The following is a 17,018-nucleotide window of genomic DNA, read 5'->3' on the forward strand; positions in this document are numbered from 1 at the left end:
TGAGCAATAATTAGGCAATATTTCCGTAGATTTGATGACAGCCGTTTAATCAGTCAAAATTTTTAGAGAAATGTCTACGTTTTTCTCATTTTAGCTAAGAAAATCACAATAGAAAGCTTTTTTCTAATTACTTTAATTTGTTATTTTGCGGTGTTGAAAGTTATCGGAGAAATTATCAGATGTTTATATAGATAATAAAAATATAGTGTGTGTATAGTGTGAAACAGGGCATGGAAATTTTTCTATGCCTTTGTTTTTTTTATAACCACCTCGTTTTCAATTATATATATTACTGATACAGGTTGATTAACTTACCTACTGCGTTCGTTTCCTCCGTTTCGCATTCGTTTTGCAAGCGAATCCTCCCTCTTTTGAGTTCTTCGACCAGGTTAATGTGTGCAATGTCCTCATACACAACGCAAAAGCGAGCTCTGGAGACGCTGTTGGAAGCCAGCACCACTACATTACACGCATGTGCTTCATATATGGAGAGCGAAACACCGTCCGTCGTTGTGTTTCTGATAAATGCGTCTGAAACGCGCAAAACATTCATGAAATCATGCTGACCGTCAATGAATAGGACATTTTCCGGAATGCTCCCGAAGGATTTTTCGATGAAAGGTCGATAGTTACCGGAAGGATCAGAGATGACCATGCCACCAGAATTTACATTACTGATATTGCTAATGATCTGCGAAATCCCATACGTCTCGCTTCCGTTTTTGTCAAAAGCCAGATTCCATGCATTTGTACAGAATAAAAATTCAAAGCGTTTCCGGAAATCGCTTAGCTGGTGCGCACATTCTGGGTCCAGTGGAATGACGCGGGCAGCGGCGATGAATGTGGAGATAAGCAGCGCGTTGGGATTACAACATTTGGCTTTTGTCAGGCTTTCGTTGTTTTGGACAATCGGCACTGTGCAGAGAAAGGCGGACACGCGAACTGCCCAATTCCCCGCCAAACGATATCGTCCCCAATTTCCGTGATAAGTCAGTAGCAGCCGCTTCCTTGTCGGGACACATAACATGGCAAGCAGCAACTGAAAATAGGGGTTGGATGCATGCAGGTGAATGGTCCGATGTCTTTTAATCGCTTTCATAATGTTCACCCATTTGTCAGTTTTGAGATCACAAAAAGTGAAACGGTCAAATCCATTCTGGGGCAAATGTTCAATTAACCGGCTTACATGCATGGTTACCCCTCCGATCGGTGGCGGAAGCTGCCCAATGATCAGCACCTTATTCATCTGCTAATTCAATATGCTCTTTTTGAACATGTTGAGAATAGAAATAAATGCACATTAACAGGATAGGTGCCAGGCAATTGATCGTCACGCTCTTTGCTGGCAGGATCACGAAAACACTGCCAACTGTGTGATTGTAAATCAGATAAAAGGTGAAACTGACTGACAACAAGCCCAGCTTTCTATCCATTTTGCATACGGAAATAAGCTGGATTAGCAGTCTAATAAACAAGCCGTAAAAATAAACCAGACCAAGCATTCCATTTTCGGCGAGTAATGTATAAAACAGCGAATGCGCTTCGCGGTAACCTGGTCCAAGGGTTTCAAAACTGCCGGTTCCATGGCCGGTTAGCGCTTTCAGGAGAAATAAATGATAGGCTATTTCATAAATTTCAGCCCGTCCGCTAATCTCCTGCAATTTGTCAAGCAGAGAATCTGTGGCCAGCATATCACCAAACCGCAATGTCCAGAAATAAGCCATATCCGAGTCCTGGTATTGAGAAAGAAGATCCGGGACAAAACCGATTATCCCGAAAGCCAGGAGCAAAAAGTGCAAAAGCCGATAATGATTTCCGACCAGAATTGACGTCAGTATCATATAGGGAATGACCAGCAGGACAGCGCCGCGGGAGAATGAGAATACGACCACACTGAGTAAAATTGCAGAAAGCGCCAGTCTGACCAAGCTATTTAATGCACGCCGGGACGCATAAAGCAATACAAATGGCCATAGAAGAATGAAATATGCCATTGTAACATTCGTATCGGTAATGTTCCGGGTCGCCAGTAAGTTATCCGAGCCTGTGTAACTGGCCCCGGCAACGACTAATCCGAAAGTCCCGATGCCAAGAATAATATATAAGGTGCAGAGATAAAGTTCCAGATTTTCAGCAAAGTCAATAGCTGTGCTTACTTGTTTCAGGTAAATGAAAAAGAATGGCAGCACTATCAAATAGAACAGAAATCCACCAAAAACAATGTTCCTAAAATTGGGCGAAATCAGGAGAAAGAATGCCTGAATAATGATCCAGGAAAACAGAAACAGCCTTTCACCATGAGTAAGAGAAATGGGTTTTCGAAGGGAAAAGTAAACCAAGTAGCAGCTCAGAATTACAAAGGGCAGCAACCGCCAAATTGAGTTGGCACCCGCAGTAAATGAGTATTTTTGAAATAAATGCAAAAACTGCGTAAAAACCGGAATGGCGAGCACGTGGAAAAGCTTGTGTTTGGAGACGGAAAACAGACTGATAATGCAGTAAATGTAGAATGCGAGAACCAGGGAAGTCTGCATTTCATCCTCACCCAATCGCAAAAGCTGTTCAAACAACTTTTCTAAAATCAATACGAGCATACATGCAGCCAGCCACTTCACCGCCGCTTCAATTCCTAGTCGAGCCATTCAGCAATGATTTTAGCAGTGACATCCACTGATGCACATTTCGTGAAATGTGTGAATGGCGCAATGGCTGCAAGCTTTTCTTGGTGATCTGTGTCTTGCAAGCTGGTTTTTAATGCATTATATAATTGCTGTCGGTTTGTCACGACTTTGTCTATTTGCAGAGCATTCAGCGGAATCTGATGCGCATAATCGTAAAGCCTTTGTACGGATTGGTGATAGGGGAGTGGGATTTTGCCATCATAAGCAATGCTGATAACCGGTTTTTTGCAAGCCGCAGCATCCAGTTTCATCGTGGAAGCAAATTGAACGCACACATCACAAATCCGCAGCATTTGGGCTAGCGAATGCAGAAAGTCTAGCTCAGGAAACCAATTATAGAACAATTCCTGGTTCCTGGCAGGCAGATTTTTAGGATGCCATAATGTGACAAATTGCTCGCGGGCGATGTGCGCATAAGCATTTACATCATCCCCCGGATGGCATCGGATGATGACATGCACGTTGTTTTCGTCTCTTGCAAATTGCAGCACATCTTCTATGATTTCCAGTTGATTGGGAAAATGCCGACTGGCACTCGTAGCGATCAGGATGATAAATTTGCCGCTTTTCACATTGAAAAGTCTTCTGGCGTGCGCATCATATGCTTCGGGCTGATGCTGAAAATAGCAGTCAAATCGTGGAATGCCGGTGGCGATAACCTTTGGCTGCTTCAACTCGAAAATGGAATAGAAGTGCAGAAGCTCGTTTTTCATGAAATCATTCCAGACCAATGTGTAATTATGGTCAGCGTTAATAAGGCCTTTGGACGTCAGATTATCCCAACTGATGATCATTGCAAGTGACTTGACATGATGTCTTGCAAGAAAGTTTACGACCTGATTTTCTCTCAAATCCAACGGCGACGAGGAGATCACGCCTTTGAAGTGACAGGGAAGGAGAGGTTTTAACCTGATTGAGAAAGACGTGAGAGTGATAATAACCCGTCTTAATGCACATAACGCAGTTTTGGTAATGTGCAAAACGCTCAACATCCAAAGCAACTTCTTAACCAGCAAAGCTTTCCATTTTCCTTCATTTTGATATTTAATAATTTGAGTAATAATGTTAAAATGATGCGCAAAAAGGGCCTTTTCTATTTTTCTTAAATAGGAGAGCCAGGCCGCATCACGCGGAAAATCTACATGAATTAGCTTCAAGTGAAGATTGAAATGCTTGTTAATCTCGGCTAGTTCAGCAGTACGGATCATCGTTGACATGATATAAACGTCATATTTAATTCCCAATCTTTTAATCAAACCGCTGTGAATGATATTCATAGCCGCAAAACTGTTGGTTACGAGAATTAAGAGACGTTGCTTTGTTGCTTCCTCCATATTTTAAAAAAGATTTCAGCGAGCTCCCAATCCTCCGGTGTATTGATGTTGATATCGGGTAAACTCTTGTCTTCATAGCCAACCATTTTCCCGCCCATCAGCAGCCCCTTATCGAGCAATGTGGTTTTTAGCAGGTAAATCTTCCCATCCCGACAAAAAGCGTCGGGTAAATCCTGTCGTCGCGTAGGCAGATCTTCATGCTGCACAAGCCGTTGGAATGCGTTGCCGGTTACACCAAGTGCCCAAAGTGGATGGTACTTCTCCGGAATCTTTCGAATGGTTACCAGGCTATCCGCATCCGTTTCCAGCATGTGCGCAATGGCTTGATCGATCAAATCCGGGGGCCGACATGGCGAGGTTGGCTGCAACAGGCATATATAGTCAAACTCCGTTTGTTGTTCTTTGTAAAAGTTTACGGCATGTTTTACCACTTCCAATGATGGCGTGTTGTCGGCCGCCAGTTCGGCAGGCCTTATAAACGGTGCTTCCACCCCTTCCCAACTTTCTGCAAAAGCAATGGTTTCCGCACAATCACTCGATACGGCAATCCTGGTAAGAAGCTCGGATGCCAATGCAGATTCGATCGAATATTGAATAAGGGGCTTGCCGGCAAGCAGTCTCATGTTTTTCCCCGGGATTTCCCTGGAGCCTTTCCGGGCTGGAATGATGGCTAATATTGTTTTAGAATCCATTAATAGGTGATTTGTTTGTGGGTGTTCAGCTCTGTTTTGGCCAGCAAATCGGCAATTTGTAGCCCCGCATGTCCATTGCCGTATATGAATGAGCTCTTGTAAAGACCGTTTGCAACCTGTTTCTGCACTGCTTCTATGATTGCTCCGGGATCAAAATTCACGTCAATTACATTGCAGGACCTTTCCCGACCGTTTTGCCGGCTGCCAATGTTCACAACCGGAATGCCAAGCAACGAACCCTCCCTGATGCCTGTGCTTGAATTTCCGACGAGGCATGCACAGTGTTTGACGAGCTTCAAAAATGTTTCTGGAGTCAAGTTTTGCAGAAAATGGATCTTGTGATTCTTCGTTGTTTCGCTATATCGCTGGATTTCTTTCATAATGCGGTCGGCTCCATAATCTGCATTGGGAGTAACCCAGAATGTTGGAATTTGCAGCGCCTCAACGGCCGTAAGCAAACCCTCAAACTGATCCTTAATCAACCCGCCCTCATTCGTCACCGGATGCTGCATGACTACCAGATATTTGCTTGCAGGGAATTTTGACTGGCCACATTCATAGTCAAATTGCGGGGAGGCATCACTCTTCGCCTGTATCGCAAGGTCGATGGACGGGCAACCCGTATGCCATACCTTTTCAGGATTTTCGCCCATACCAATCAGGCGCTCGCGGGCGGACGCCGTCGCTACGAAATGCACATCCGCGAGCTTGGAAACTGCATGCCGCACACGCTCATCTATGTTGCCGGTCACTTCGCCACCTTGTACGTGCGCCAGTGGAATGTTCATAAAGGAAGCCGATATGGCAGCAGACATTGTTTCGTATCTGTCGGCAATGGTTACCACGATATCCGGCCGTATATTTTCCAATACAGAAGCCAATTCAATGATTCCCAGGCCGGTTGTCTTTGCAGCAGCCGTGGCATTTTCGTTTTCGAGCAGGTTGGAAACCTTTATGATATTCCTGAAACCGTCCCGGGCGAGGAGGTTCAACATTCCGCCATACTTATCCAGCAGACCGCTGCCGGTAAGCACAAGTTGCAGCCGGAGTAACGGATGTGCTTTTATAGCGATAAGAAGTGTTTTGATCCTGCTGTAACTGGCTCTTGCTGTGATTACTACGCAAATTTTTCGTTTCATAGCAAATCACTGAAATTCAAAAATGACGATTTAGGAAGATCGCGCTGCAACTGCCTGCCAATGACCGTATCAAAATGCGTAGCCGACACACCATATCCCGCCGGTTTCTTCGCTTCCAGGTCATACAATGTCAAAATGTGACCCTTGTTCAAGTCATCGTTGACTGCCAGCGACTTACCAAAAATTGTCTTCAACATTGCATACTCTGAACTATCAGTTTTATCAACCGGATATTTCATTGCCGTTTCAATGTGCCGGACGCCCTTTACAAGCTGCTTGACCTGATCAATATTTATGGAAGACGTGGAGTCGGGGCCAAACATTCTCTGATCAAATGTGACATGGAATTCCAGGATCTCGGCTCCCGTCGCAGCCGCAGCAAGACAAGCATAGATGTCTCCCGAATGGTCGGAAAACCCAATCGGGATCTGGAAACGATCTTTCAGAAGAGGGATCACATTCAATCCCCACTGATGCGGGCCGGTAGGATAGGACGATGTGCATTGCAATAATGAAAGCTTGCATTTGCCCCTCACCGCCGCTATCGCGCTGTCCAGCTCGGCAAGGGGGCTCATTCCGGAGGAGAGCGTCATTTCGGTGGCCAGCTTTGCAGCGGAGGAAAGTAGCAGAAGATTACTCATTTCCCCGGATCCGATCTTGATCCTGCTAACGCCAATTCTTTCCAACAATCCAACTGCGCTGATGGAAAACGGGCTTGCCACGAAATCCAGATTTTTTTGCTCGCAATGTGCCTTTAAGCCTGCCCATTCTTCTTCGGAAAACTCCATCCTTTTCCAATAGTCCATTCGGGAAAGGTCGTTATAGGAAAAATTTGTCCGGAACGGCTCGTGAATGCTGCTTTCCGCCTCCGCAATGTGAACCTGAAATTTGATGGCATTAATGCCGCTTGATGCCAGCGCATCAATGTAAGAGTGCGCCAGCCCCAAGCTTCCTTCATGCGCCTGGCCGATTTCCGCCATCATGTAAATGTTGTTTTGCATAGTGTGATCGATGATTTGATATAATGATAGGTTATGATTTTCGCCTCATAGCATTGAACAAATGACGTTTCTCTTTTTTGTAATAACCGTGATTGTATCCAGGCATTGCCTTAGTGTCGTTTAGTATCAAATGCAGCTTGGGCAACTGTTTGGCATCCTGGATATCCTTGATAATTTCCAACTGGCTTTTGAATGTAAATTGCTGTCGAACGACATATAAGGACATGTCAGCCAAATGGCTCAGCAAGCGTGCATCTGTGACCAATCCTATTGGCGGTGTGTCCAAAATGATATAGTCGTATCGCGTTTTTAGTGAGGAGATCAGTTCCTCGACTTTCGGTAAGCCTAGCAATTCTGCGGGATTAGGTGGAACGCTGCCCGCTGTGATGAACGCAAACGGATGTTTTGAAGACGGGTGCTGGATGTATTCCTCGAAATTCGCATCAGACAAAATGTAATTTGTGAAACCTTCTTCTTTGAGCATGAGGTCCTTTGCCAGCCGCGGCCTGCGCAGGTCAAGTTCCAGAAGCAAGACCTTCTTATTTGTGAGTGCAAGCGAGCCGCATAGGTTAACGGCAATAAAAGATTTTCCTTCACCGCCCATGCTGGATGTTAACAGAATAACCTGATTTTGTCGAGGCGCCGAAAGAAATTGTACATTGGTTCGCAAAACCCGGAACTGCTCGGCAATAGGACTTTGCGAATTTGAGTAAACACTTGTTTCCAAGCTATGATTATGAGATATCTCGGCTAGCAAGCTGATGTTGAGAAGATCAGCAATGTCATGTTTGCCCGTAACTTTAGTGTTTAGAATATGCCTTAAATGAATAATTGCCAGCGGTAAGCCGATGCCAATAAAGCCGGATATCAGCATGACCAATTCCTTATTCGGTTTAACAGGCTCGGGACCAGCCTTGGGTTTATCAATAATTCGGGCATTGGCAAACGTCGATGATCTCGAAATGGAAGTTTCAACATGCTTTTTCAGCAACATAATGTAAAGCTCCTGCTTAATTTGCTGCTGCCTTTTCGCTTCAAAAAGGAGCCGTTCAATTGCGGGAACTCCCCTTAATTTTCGTTGAACCCTATCATAATAGCTGCTCATAGCCAGCCTTCCTATTCGCAAATCGCCTTGTTGGGCATTTAGGTTTGCAATTAGATCTTGTCTCAGTTGACTGAGTTGCGCTTTCAAACCCAGGACATTGGGATGCGATTCATGCATTGTCACCAGATCATTTGTCAAGGCCAGCTGGGTTGCATTGTATTTTTCGACAATAGATAGGAAACCAGGATCTTGAATAAATAGCTGAGTAGGAACGATATGTTGCGGATTGGCATGAAGAAATTGAAGCAGGGAATCGACAGTTCTCGCCTGAACTTGGTACTTGCTTTTATCGCGCCCATATTCAGCTGACTGATTTAAAAGTTGCCGCACGTTTTCACTCAAATCAGTGATATGATGCAAACTTTGAAAACGCTCAATCGCTTTCTCACTATCCGTCAGCTCCACTGAAACCTGGTTGAGATTTTGATTAATAAATGCAATGGTGCTATCAGCAACACGATTTTTATCATGAACACTGGCTTTGAAATAATTCCGTAATAGCCTGTCGAGGATAGCTTCGCCCTTTGCCGGAATTGCTTCAGTAAGCGAAATATTTATGGTGCTGACAAATTTATTGGTAGCCGCAACGGAGAGTGCTTTTCTGTAATGATCAACCAGGATCTGCGGGTCCTGGATCACGATCGAGTGCTGATCCTCGGTATTCAGCAAGTGGGAAGTGCGGTATACTATGCAGTTGCCATGCGGTAGGGCTATGCTGTCTCCAAAAGTGCCAGCAAATATCTGCGATCCTAGTTGAAGCTTATAGAGCCCCTTCTCTTCAATTGTCACAACATAGGTGCTTGGTGGACTTTTGGAATTATGTGACTGGCTTACAAATCTTAATTTGAAGGGCGACTTCTCGAACAGCTCCGTCGTTTTCACGTGTCCGGTGGAGTAGTAACGGACATTTAATTGCAGATCCGCCACGATGCTCTCCATAAGTGTCCTGCTTTTCAGTATTTCAATCTCATTGTCCACGCTGCTTTGCATGGACGATAAGCCCATACTTTCCAGGAATGCTGCATCGCCAAATTCTGAGCCTTTCGCATCATCACGAACCAGAATTGAAGCTTTTACCAGAAATTGAGGCGTGTTATAGCGGAGGTAAATGAGTCCGAAAGCTAGGCTGAATGCCAGGGAAACGGCTATCCAATGCCAGTTGTCCCTGGCATTGTTCAGTAATGCCAGCGCTTTTCTGACATTTGCTGAATCTCCCTTCTTTATGTGCGTAATGTGTTCCAACCTCTTCCCCTGCATGTGGTCTAATTTTTCAGTTTAGACGTAGAAGCAAGATATCGGTCACTCGAAAACGATCATTTTTTTCAAAAAAAAGGAAAATAAAAATCCATGACCCGCTATGTGTCAGCAGATCAGGGATTTAAGAGTTAAAATATTTTTTAGTCGAAATGCACTTTTACCTTTTTTAAAGCAGATCCTACAACCTGGTGCATGTCATAATAACGATACTCGGCCAAACGACCGCCGAAAATGACGTTAGGCTCCTGTTCTGCCAGCGCTTTATATTGGCTAAAAATGGCAGAATTTTTGTCATCATTTACAGGATAATATGGCTCAGAACCTTTTTCCCACTCCTGCGGAAATTCATGAGTAATCACCGTTTTGGGCTGTGTTCCGAATTCAAAGTGCTTGTGCTCAATGATCCTTGTGAAAGGTGTTTCTCCATCAGTATAATTCACAACTGCATTACCCTGGTAGTTTTCCTGATCAAGCAGCCGGTTCTCAAATCGCAAACTTCTGTATTCAAGTTGCCCGAACTGGAAGCCGAAATATTCATCAATCGGGCCCGTGTAAACAACCGTTTCTGCAAGTGCTGTCAGTGCCTCGCGCTCTTTGAAAAAGTCAACGCCCGTTCTAACTTCGATACCTTCTAGTAAACCTTCGGTCAGTTTATTATAACCGCCGATAGGAATGCCCTGGTAACGATCATTGAAATAGTTATTGTCAAAAGTAAACCGAACAGGCAGGCGCTTGATGATGAAGGCAGGCAACTCAGTCGCTTTTCTTCCCCATTGCTTTTCTGTATATGCTTTAATCAGCTTGTGGTAGATATCTGTTCCTACCAACGAAATGGCTTGTTCTTCCAGGTTTTGCGGGTCTTTTATACCAGCTTCTTCAACCTGCTGCTTTATTTTTTCCTTCGCTTCTTCCGGCGTTTTTACTTTCCACAATTGGTAAAAAGTGTTCATGTTAAATGGGAGGTTATACAGCTCTCCGTTGAAATTGGCTACCGGCGAATTGGTATAGCGGTTGAACTCCACAAATGAATTCACATAGTCCCAAATGTCTCTATCATTCGTATGGAAAATATGCGCACCGTATTTGTGAACATTAATTCCTTCTACATTTTCACAAAAAATATTACCTCCTGTGTGGTCGCGGCGGTCGATAACCAGGCACTTCTTTCCTCTCTTAGTTGCTTCGTGTGCGAAAATAGAACCCCATAGCCCTGCGCCAACGATCAGATAATCGTATTGTTTCATTGTTTGTATGCCCTAATTAATAGTTGAGATGAATTTTTACGGTCTTATCAAAAGAGAAAGGCTCCCATCAGGAGCCTTTCTCTTTTCAATTTATCGGTTACTTCTATGGAAGAAGTTTAAGTTCTACACGACGGTTTTTCAATAGACCTTCACGTTTTGCGCTGTCAGCTATTGGTTTGAATGAACCGAAGTAGTCAACAATCACTTTGCTAGGATCTGTCAAACCAGCTTCGTTGATCAGGAAGTTCTTCACTGCATCTACACGACGTTTCGAAAGAGCAATGTTGTAACGATCTGTTGCACGACGGTCTGTGTGACCCGCAAGTTGCAGACGGCATCCGTTCAAGTTCATCAAACGAGCCACATTTTTAAGCATCTCTTGTGCCTCAGGCTTGATCGTGTTTTTATCTGTATCGAACATTACGTTAGCAAAGATCTCTGCGCAAGCTGCACCATTTTTAAGTGCATTTTTAACGTAAGCATCGAAGTCAAGAACGCGACCACCACCATCAACAATACTTCCAGCTGGTGAATTAGGCTCTTTATCGAAGAAGTCAGAAACACCGTCACCATCTGTATCAAGCAACAATCTTGGGTCAATATCCTTAGGACGGTTTGCCTTAGCAACTGAGTCCATTTCTTCAAGTGTAAGAATTTTTGGTGGTTTGATCAACACTTTAGGATCTGTGTAACGCAAGTGGTAGTAACCGCCTTCTTCTGGTTTGTAATCCCATTTGCCGTCTACTTTCGCAACTTTCAATGGATTTTTACCCAATTTGTAAGTTACCTGAACCGATCCGTATCCGTAGCTGTCAAGCTCAGAATTTCCTTTGCGAGAAGTTTTTTGATCTGCGATATCGAAGCTGCCTGGGGTTCTGTCGTAGTCACCACCGTAGGTTGCATCGATATAGTCAGAGTTTGTATGGTTCAAACGGAAGTCTAGACCAATGTCAATTCTTTTTGTTACTTCGTAGTTCACATTAAGACCTGTAGGAATAATCCAGTCGTTCATGTTTCCTGTTTCGCGAAGTTTAACACCGCCTGTCAGGTCATATGCAGTTGCATCGTAAAATACTTGACCAACACCCACATATGCATCAACTTTCCATCTTTTCATCTTATTTGGTCCCATCAAAAGACCTTTAAGATTTACTGTTCCTGCAAGAGAAACATCGAAGTAGTTGCCTTCAAAGTAACGGTTGTAATTGCGGCGTTTCATACCTCTCAAATTACCGATAGAAGCATCAAGTCTTGCACCGAATAAATATGAAAGTTGTTTGTTTAATGTCAAGCCTCCTTGAATAGTACCGGATTCTTTGTGGCTGTCAGAAGTTGTTTTCGTTACAGGCCAGAAATCATATTCTCTCAAATCGCCAAAGAACATAGAAGGGCCGATATGTGCAGAAATTGACCATGTGTTCAATTTGTAGGGGCCATCATAGGTTGCTTTGGGATTGTAATCCGGAGAATTCGGCTGCTCTAGTGGTTGTGCCAATGAAGGCAGCGCCATCATTGCCGCCAGGGCAAACGAACAAATCAACTGGGATACTTTTTTCATACTATTCAAGTTAGCGTTATTAAGATTAACTAGGATTGATCTATAGTCAATTATGAGTAAAAGATGTATTTATTCATGGCCAAACTTACTTTAACCAAATGCCTAGTGGGCACAAAAATAGGTTAACAATATCATTTAATCAACCGAACTAGATACAATTGAAAAACTTTCCTGCTTTTCAATCAAATTTTACCCGAAAGAAACTTCCTTTTATGAACTTTCAAAGCCGTTGATTTATTTTTTTTTCTATTTCCGCCTTCCACGGAATGAAATCACCAGCTATAATCCGCTCTCTCGCACTGTTGACCAGCCACAGGTAAAAAGTGAGATTGTGTACACTGGCAATTTGCGCCCCCAGCATTTCATCCGACTTAACAAGGTGGCGAAGATAAGCTTTGCTGTAAATCGTACTTACATAACCTCCGAGCCCTGCGTCTATCGGTGACAAATCATCCTTCCACTTTTCATTGCGAATATTGATTACACCGTCTGTCGTAAAAATCATGCCATTGCGCGCGTTCCTAGTAGGCATTACACAATCAAACATATCCACGCCCAGGGCAATGCATTCCAGTATATTTGCCGGCGTTCCGACACCCATCAGATATCTCGGTTTGTCCTTTGGCAAGATGTCGCAAACGACCTCTGTCAGTTCGTACATGATCTCGGCCGGCTCGCCTACCGAGAGGCCGCCAATTGCATTTCCTTCACGTCCGTATGAAGCAATTGTTTCTGCGGATTGTGTTCTAAGATCTTTATAAACACTTCCTTGCACAATCGGGAAAAGCGTTTGGCTATGGCCGTACAGGTCGTTTGTGCTGTCAAACCTTGTACAGCAGCGTCCCAGCCAGCGATGCGTCATCTCCATGGATTTTCGGGCATATTCATAGTCGCAGGGGTACGGCGTGCATTCATCGAAAGCCATGATAATGTCAGCCCCAATGATCCGTTGGATGTCCATTACATACTCTGGGGTGAATGTGTGTACGCCACCGTCAATGTGTGACTTAAATACCACACCTTCCTCATTGATCTTTCTTCCCGTGCCCGCAAGCGAATAAACCTGGTAACCGCCACTATCAGTGAGAATGGGTCTGTCCCAGCCGTTGAAGCCATGTAGTCCCCCTGCTTTTTGCAAAATGTCCAGGCCCGGACGCAGGTATAAATGGTAGGTGTTGCCTAATATGATTTGTGCCTTTATGTCTTCTTTCAGTTCGCGCTGATGAACAGCTTTCACAGTCCCCGCAGTGCCGACGGGCATAAATATGGGTGTTTGAATAGTTCCGTGATCTGTTTCAATAAACCCTGCCCTGGCTTTCGACGCGGGATCTTCAACTTGTAATGTAAACTTCATTAAAAGGTTTTAAATTGTGGTGTGCAAAAATAGGGTTAAGGTCTCGAACATTGCTGACAATGACCTTATATTTGTATGAATATGATTAAATTTTACAACTCTCTTCCATTGTGGCCGATTCTTTACTCTTTGCGCTCGGAGCATTTGTGTTCGTTCAGTTATGTTATTACTTCTACTTTTTTACAAGACTTGCATTTTACAGTAAAGGCGCCAATTATGACAATGAATTACCCGGAGTTACAGTGCTTGTTTGTGCCTGGAACGAACGCGATAACCTTACCGAACTGATCCCGCTCCTCGACGCCCAGGAATATCCTGAATATGAAATAATCCTGCTGGATGATCGTTCCGACGATGGAAGTGAAGAATTTATCAGGCAAAACATCTTTCAGTGGAAACACATTCGCTACATCAGGATCAATGATCAGTTTGACCACGTAACGCCCAAGAAATACGCGCTCACTGTTGGCATGAAACAGGCTAAATATCCAATTGCGCTGATGACCGACGCAGATTGCCGTCCGTCTTCCAATCACTGGATTACCGCGATGACTTCCCGCGTAAGCCATGACAAGGACATTGTGCTCGGCTTTTCCCCTTATATAAAGCAGCCCGGATTGCTGAACTGGTTTATCCGCTGCGAAACGTTTTATACTGCCGTTCAATATCTCTCGTTCGCGCTTGCCGGCTTTACCTATATGGGTGTAGGTCGCAACATTCTTTACAAGCGTTCCGTTTTTTTTGCCAACAAAGGCTTTTATACGCATAAGCATGTATTCGGCGGCGATGATGATATCTTTCTGAATGAAGTATCAACAAGCTCCAACACAACGATATCTATAGAAGAAGATTCTTTCGTATACTCTGTTCCGAAAACCACCTGGAAAACCTGGTATAAGCAGAAGCAGCGGCATATGTCGGTAAGCATGTTTTATAAAATGCGTAACAAGATTTTGCTCGGGCTGCTTTCCGGCACGCACGTTGCGGTATGGATGGCGGGCATAACTATACTGTTGGTTGGATTGCTTACAAAAGACATTTATCTGTTGCAGGGGCTTGGGATTGTTTTTGCTGCAAGATGGTTTATCCAGTGGTTTTTGCTGATCGTTATCAATCTGAAATTAGATAAGACCGTAGAGTGGTTCAGCTTTTTATTCATGGACTTTGCACTCTTTGTCTATTATGTCGTCTTTGGATTTCTGACCTTTACAAAAAGAAAACTTCGTAAATCGTGGAATTAATCAATAAATACTTCCCGGATCTAACTGCTGATCAGCGTGATAAGTTCGGGCAGATGGAGGAGTTGTACCAATTTTGGAATGCCAAGGTCAATGTAATTTCCAGGCAAGACATTGATACATTATATGAAAGACATGTGCTGCATTCATTAGGAATTGCAAAAGTGCTCGAATTCAAATCAGGAACCGGCATCCTGGATGTAGGAACCGGAGGTGGCTTTCCGGGAATCCCGCTCGCCATTCTTTTTCCGAAAGCGCAGTTTCATCTCGTTGATAGTATTGGCAAGAAAATACGGGTGGTCCAGGAGATCGCTGACGCCTTGAAGCTGGACAATGTCAAAGCAGAGCAAATCCGGGCTGAGCGGCTGGATGATTCCTACGAATTCGTCGTTAGCCGGGCCGTTACCAGAATTACACCTTTTATTGGCTGGGTTAAAAAGAACATCAGCAAAAACTCATTTCATTCCCTGAGGAACGGAATTTTATATTTAAAGGGAGGAGACCTGACTGAGGAATTGTCTGAATTGAATCAAAAGTCTCGCACTTACGAGCTTTCAGGCTATTTCGAGGAAGAATTTTTCCAGACCAAAAAAGTCGTCTACGTACCATTATAACTCAATATTTAACCTAAAAACAATGAACGAACGATATAGCGCCAGCGGGCTGATGAACCCATTTTTTCCAGATTCGGTATCATTTGGCGATAAAGGAGTGACTTTCACCGTAAAGAAGCTTTTCAAGAGCAACGACAATTTTGTTTTTTACTCTGATATTTCCGGCGTTGAGATTGAGAGCGGGATGTTTTTTTCCACCATTAGAGTGATTCCGCGGATGCGTCCAGAAATTATTATCAATAATTTTACGAAATCAGATGCTAAGAGGGTCAAGGAGTTAATCCTTCAGCAAGTGCAGGGCTGACATTTTTTTTAAAATTATCCTTGCGCTGTATAATTCAAATTCTTAGATTTGCACCAGAATTCAGATAGATAATCGGATTTGAAATTCCTGAATAGCTCAGCCGGTTAGAGCATCTGACTGTTAATCAGAGGGTCGTTGGTTCGAGCCCAACTTCGGGAGCCTAAAAATAAAGCACTTAGCATTAATTTGCTAAGTGCTTTTTTCTTTAGTTGCAATAAAAGTTGCAATAGTTGTCAAATAGGCAGAAAGTGATTGCGAGCTTCAACCATCGGCTCACAATTACAAACGGGCTTACTGTATGTACCCCGTTTTTCAGACAGCCATTTGTTGTTGTATTTCCTTTTTCAGCAGCAAGTCTTTCCATTCAAAAGGCGTCATATTGCCGAGTCCTTCATGAGGTCTTCGGTGGTTATATTCATCAATCCATTCTGCGGTCAATCGCCTGACCTGGTCTAGGTCGAAGAACAAATAAGCATCTAGTACTGCTTCTCGATAAAGCCGATTAAATCGTTCAATAAAACCGTTCTGCGTGGGTTTTCCTGGTTGAATAAACCGTGTTTCGATATTTCTATCAGCACACCAAATTGCAAAAGTTTTCGATGTGAATTCTGGTCCGTTGTCCGACCTAATCGCTTTCGGAAAGCCTTTACTCAGCCCAATCCGTTCCAAAACCCTGGTAATTCGCTTCGAGGACAACGAAGTATCAATCGCCAGGCGACCCTGCTCAATGGCCAAGGCCTCACGAGAGCAATCATCGATCACGTTGAACGTCCTGAATTTACGATTCCCAATCATAGAATCACTCATAAAGTCCACGCTCCAAGTCTCATTCACCTGCGCAGGCTGAACCAGCGGTTGTTTAACGCGATCAGGTAATCGGCGTTTACCTTTTCGCCTCTTATTAAGCTTCAAAACTTGATAAATGCGGTGAACTCGCTTATGATTCCACAGCTTACCAGATCTGCGCAGGTAGGCAAAAAGTTTCCTGAACCCGTATGAAGGGTGTTTAAATGCCAAGTCTTGCAACGACTCTATCACCTCAGAATCATCTCTCTTACTGCTGTAATAGTATTGAGAACGAACGAGGTTAACAATTTTACAGGCTCTGCTCACAGCGATGTTGTGCTCTCGAACAATCTCCTCGGTCAATTCCCTTTTTGCGGCAGAGCCCAGCCCTTTTTTGCGAACAGCTCTTTAAGTATTTGATTATCTAGGCTCAGATCGGCAAACATCTTTTTCAAGCGTGAATTTTCTTCCTCCAAATCTTTCAGGCGTTTAACGTCTGAAGCTTCCATGCCGCCATACCGGCTCTTCCAATTGTAAAAAGTGGCTTCGGAAATGCCATTCTGCCTGCAAATCTCCTTGGTTGGAATGCCGGCTTCCTGTTGTTTGAGGATCGAAACGATCTGTGTCTCGGTGAATTTGGTCTTTTTCATCAGTTTAAAATTAAGTGATATTCTCTAATTTCAAACTGTCTGTGCTTACGGGATACTTACA

Annotated in this window: 14 protein-coding genes and 1 tRNA gene; 4 read left to right on the top strand and 11 right to left on the bottom strand. The window is 43.8% G+C overall.

Going from position 1 to position 17,018, the window contains the following annotated elements:
- Nucleotides 1-289: 289 nt before the first annotated feature.
- From G395_RS0121015 to tgt, 10 genes are all read right to left on the bottom strand, one after another.
- A complete protein-coding gene (locus tag G395_RS0121015; protein ID WP_026631880.1) occupies nt 290-1,246 on the bottom strand; it encodes a glycosyltransferase in 957 nt (318 codons plus the stop codon).
- Nucleotides 1,239-2,642 (bottom strand): O-antigen ligase family protein, encoded by a 1,404-nt coding sequence (locus tag G395_RS0121020; RefSeq protein WP_157486758.1) that lies wholly within the window; start codon nt 2,640-2,642, stop codon nt 1,239-1,241. Before G395_RS0121020 ends, G395_RS0121015 begins: the two co-directional genes overlap by 8 nt.
- Nucleotides 2,630-4,015 (bottom strand): CDP-glycerol glycerophosphotransferase family protein, encoded by a 1,386-nt coding sequence (locus G395_RS0121025; RefSeq protein ID WP_026631882.1) that lies wholly within the window; start codon nt 4,013-4,015, stop codon nt 2,630-2,632. Before G395_RS0121025 ends, G395_RS0121020 begins: the two co-directional genes overlap by 13 nt.
- The gene (locus G395_RS0121030) at nt 3,985-4,707 is read right to left on the bottom strand and encodes an acylneuraminate cytidylyltransferase family protein (RefSeq protein WP_026631883.1); all 723 of its coding nucleotides are present in this window, start codon (nt 4,705-4,707) and stop codon (nt 3,985-3,987) included. Before G395_RS0121030 ends, G395_RS0121025 begins: the two co-directional genes overlap by 31 nt.
- A complete protein-coding gene (gene neuC / locus G395_RS0121035; RefSeq protein ID WP_026631884.1) occupies nt 4,707-5,846 on the bottom strand; it encodes a UDP-N-acetylglucosamine 2-epimerase in 1,140 nt (379 codons plus the stop codon). The genes G395_RS0121030 and neuC overlap by 1 nt, the downstream gene beginning before the upstream one ends.
- Nucleotides 5,843-6,847 (bottom strand): N-acetylneuraminate synthase family protein, encoded by a 1,005-nt coding sequence (locus tag G395_RS0121040; RefSeq protein WP_026631885.1) that lies wholly within the window; start codon nt 6,845-6,847, stop codon nt 5,843-5,845. The genes neuC and G395_RS0121040 overlap by 4 nt, the downstream gene beginning before the upstream one ends.
- Before the next feature lie 31 nt (nt 6,848-6,878).
- Entirely contained in the window at nt 6,879-9,209 is a 2,331-nt protein-coding gene (locus tag G395_RS29910; RefSeq protein WP_051350283.1) for a GumC family protein, read from the bottom strand.
- Nucleotides 9,210-9,349: 140 nt separating this feature from the next.
- On the bottom strand, nt 9,350-10,453 hold the full coding sequence (glf, locus tag G395_RS0121050; RefSeq protein ID WP_026631886.1) for a UDP-galactopyranose mutase: 1,104 nt from the start codon (nt 10,451-10,453) through the stop codon (nt 9,350-9,352).
- Nucleotides 10,454-10,556: 103 nt separating this feature from the next.
- A complete protein-coding gene (locus tag G395_RS0121055) occupies nt 10,557-12,011 on the bottom strand; it encodes an OmpA family protein (protein WP_026631887.1) in 1,455 nt (484 codons plus the stop codon).
- A 220-nt stretch (nt 12,012-12,231) separates the two neighbouring features.
- A complete protein-coding gene (gene tgt, locus G395_RS0121060; RefSeq protein WP_026631888.1) occupies nt 12,232-13,365 on the bottom strand; it encodes a tRNA guanosine(34) transglycosylase Tgt in 1,134 nt (377 codons plus the stop codon).
- Nucleotides 13,366-13,475: 110 nt separating this feature from the next.
- Here tgt and G395_RS0121065 point away from each other — a divergent pair, with 110 nt between their 5' ends.
- The 4 genes from G395_RS0121065 (at nt 13,476) to G395_RS0121080 (ending at nt 15,680) form a co-directional block, all read left to right on the top strand.
- Nucleotides 13,476-14,606, top strand: coding sequence for a glycosyltransferase (locus G395_RS0121065; RefSeq protein ID WP_035361839.1), 1,131 nt, complete (start codon nt 13,476-13,478; stop codon nt 14,604-14,606).
- Complete coding sequence (gene rsmG / locus G395_RS0121070; protein WP_026631890.1) at nt 14,597-15,217, top strand: 16S rRNA (guanine(527)-N(7))-methyltransferase RsmG; 621 nt, start codon at nt 14,597-14,599, stop codon at nt 15,215-15,217. Before G395_RS0121065 ends, rsmG begins: the two co-directional genes overlap by 10 nt.
- 22 nt (nt 15,218-15,239) lie before the next feature.
- Entirely contained in the window at nt 15,240-15,521 is a 282-nt protein-coding gene (locus G395_RS0121075) for a hypothetical protein (RefSeq protein WP_026631891.1), read from the top strand.
- Between the two features lie 85 nt (nt 15,522-15,606).
- Nucleotides 15,607-15,680: transfer RNA gene (locus G395_RS0121080), tRNA-Asn, on the top strand.
- A 153-nt stretch (nt 15,681-15,833) separates the two neighbouring features.
- Here the strand turns inward: G395_RS0121080 and G395_RS0121085 are convergent.
- Nucleotides 15,834-16,957, bottom strand: a protein-coding gene (locus G395_RS0121085) for an IS3 family transposase (RefSeq protein ID WP_157486759.1) whose coding sequence is annotated in 2 segments (ribosomal slippage) — nt 15,834-16,711 and nt 16,711-16,957 — 1,125 coding nt in all. Because the reading frame shifts where the segments join, the coding sequence is not laid out codon by codon here.
- Nucleotides 16,958-17,018: the final 61 nt, after the last annotated feature.

It is taken from the genome of Dyadobacter alkalitolerans DSM 23607, assembly GCF_000428845.1.
Classification (GTDB): domain Bacteria; phylum Bacteroidota; class Bacteroidia; order Cytophagales; family Spirosomataceae; genus Dyadobacter; species Dyadobacter alkalitolerans.

What these genes read in the sequence shown, in the direction of transcription:
- glf (WP_026631886.1), bottom strand. Translation starts at nt 10,453, where the DNA reads ATGAAACAATACGATTATCTGATCGTTGGCGCAGGGCTATGGGGTTCT.
- tgt (WP_026631888.1), bottom strand. Translation starts at nt 13,365, where the DNA reads ATGAAGTTTACATTACAAGTTGAAGATCCCGCGTCGAAAGCCAGGGCA.
- G395_RS29910 (WP_051350283.1), bottom strand. Translation starts at nt 9,209, where the DNA reads ATGCAGGGGAAGAGGTTGGAACACATTACGCACATAAAGAAGGGAGAT.
- G395_RS0121030 (WP_026631883.1), bottom strand. Translation starts at nt 4,707, where the DNA reads ATGGATTCTAAAACAATATTAGCCATCATTCCAGCCCGGAAAGGCTCC.
- G395_RS0121075 (WP_026631891.1), top strand. Translation starts at nt 15,240, where the DNA reads ATGAACGAACGATATAGCGCCAGCGGGCTGATGAACCCATTTTTTCCA.
- neuC (WP_026631884.1), bottom strand. Translation starts at nt 5,846, where the DNA reads ATGAAACGAAAAATTTGCGTAGTAATCACAGCAAGAGCCAGTTACAGC.
- G395_RS0121015 (WP_026631880.1), bottom strand. Translation starts at nt 1,246, where the DNA reads ATGAATAAGGTGCTGATCATTGGGCAGCTTCCGCCACCGATCGGAGGG.
- G395_RS0121055 (WP_026631887.1), bottom strand. Translation starts at nt 12,011, where the DNA reads ATGAAAAAAGTATCCCAGTTGATTTGTTCGTTTGCCCTGGCGGCAATG.
- G395_RS0121025 (WP_026631882.1), bottom strand. Translation starts at nt 4,015, where the DNA reads ATGGAGGAAGCAACAAAGCAACGTCTCTTAATTCTCGTAACCAACAGT.
- G395_RS0121040 (WP_026631885.1), bottom strand. Translation starts at nt 6,847, where the DNA reads ATGCAAAACAACATTTACATGATGGCGGAAATCGGCCAGGCGCATGAA.
- G395_RS0121020 (WP_157486758.1), bottom strand. Translation starts at nt 2,642, where the DNA reads ATGGCTCGACTAGGAATTGAAGCGGCGGTGAAGTGGCTGGCTGCATGT.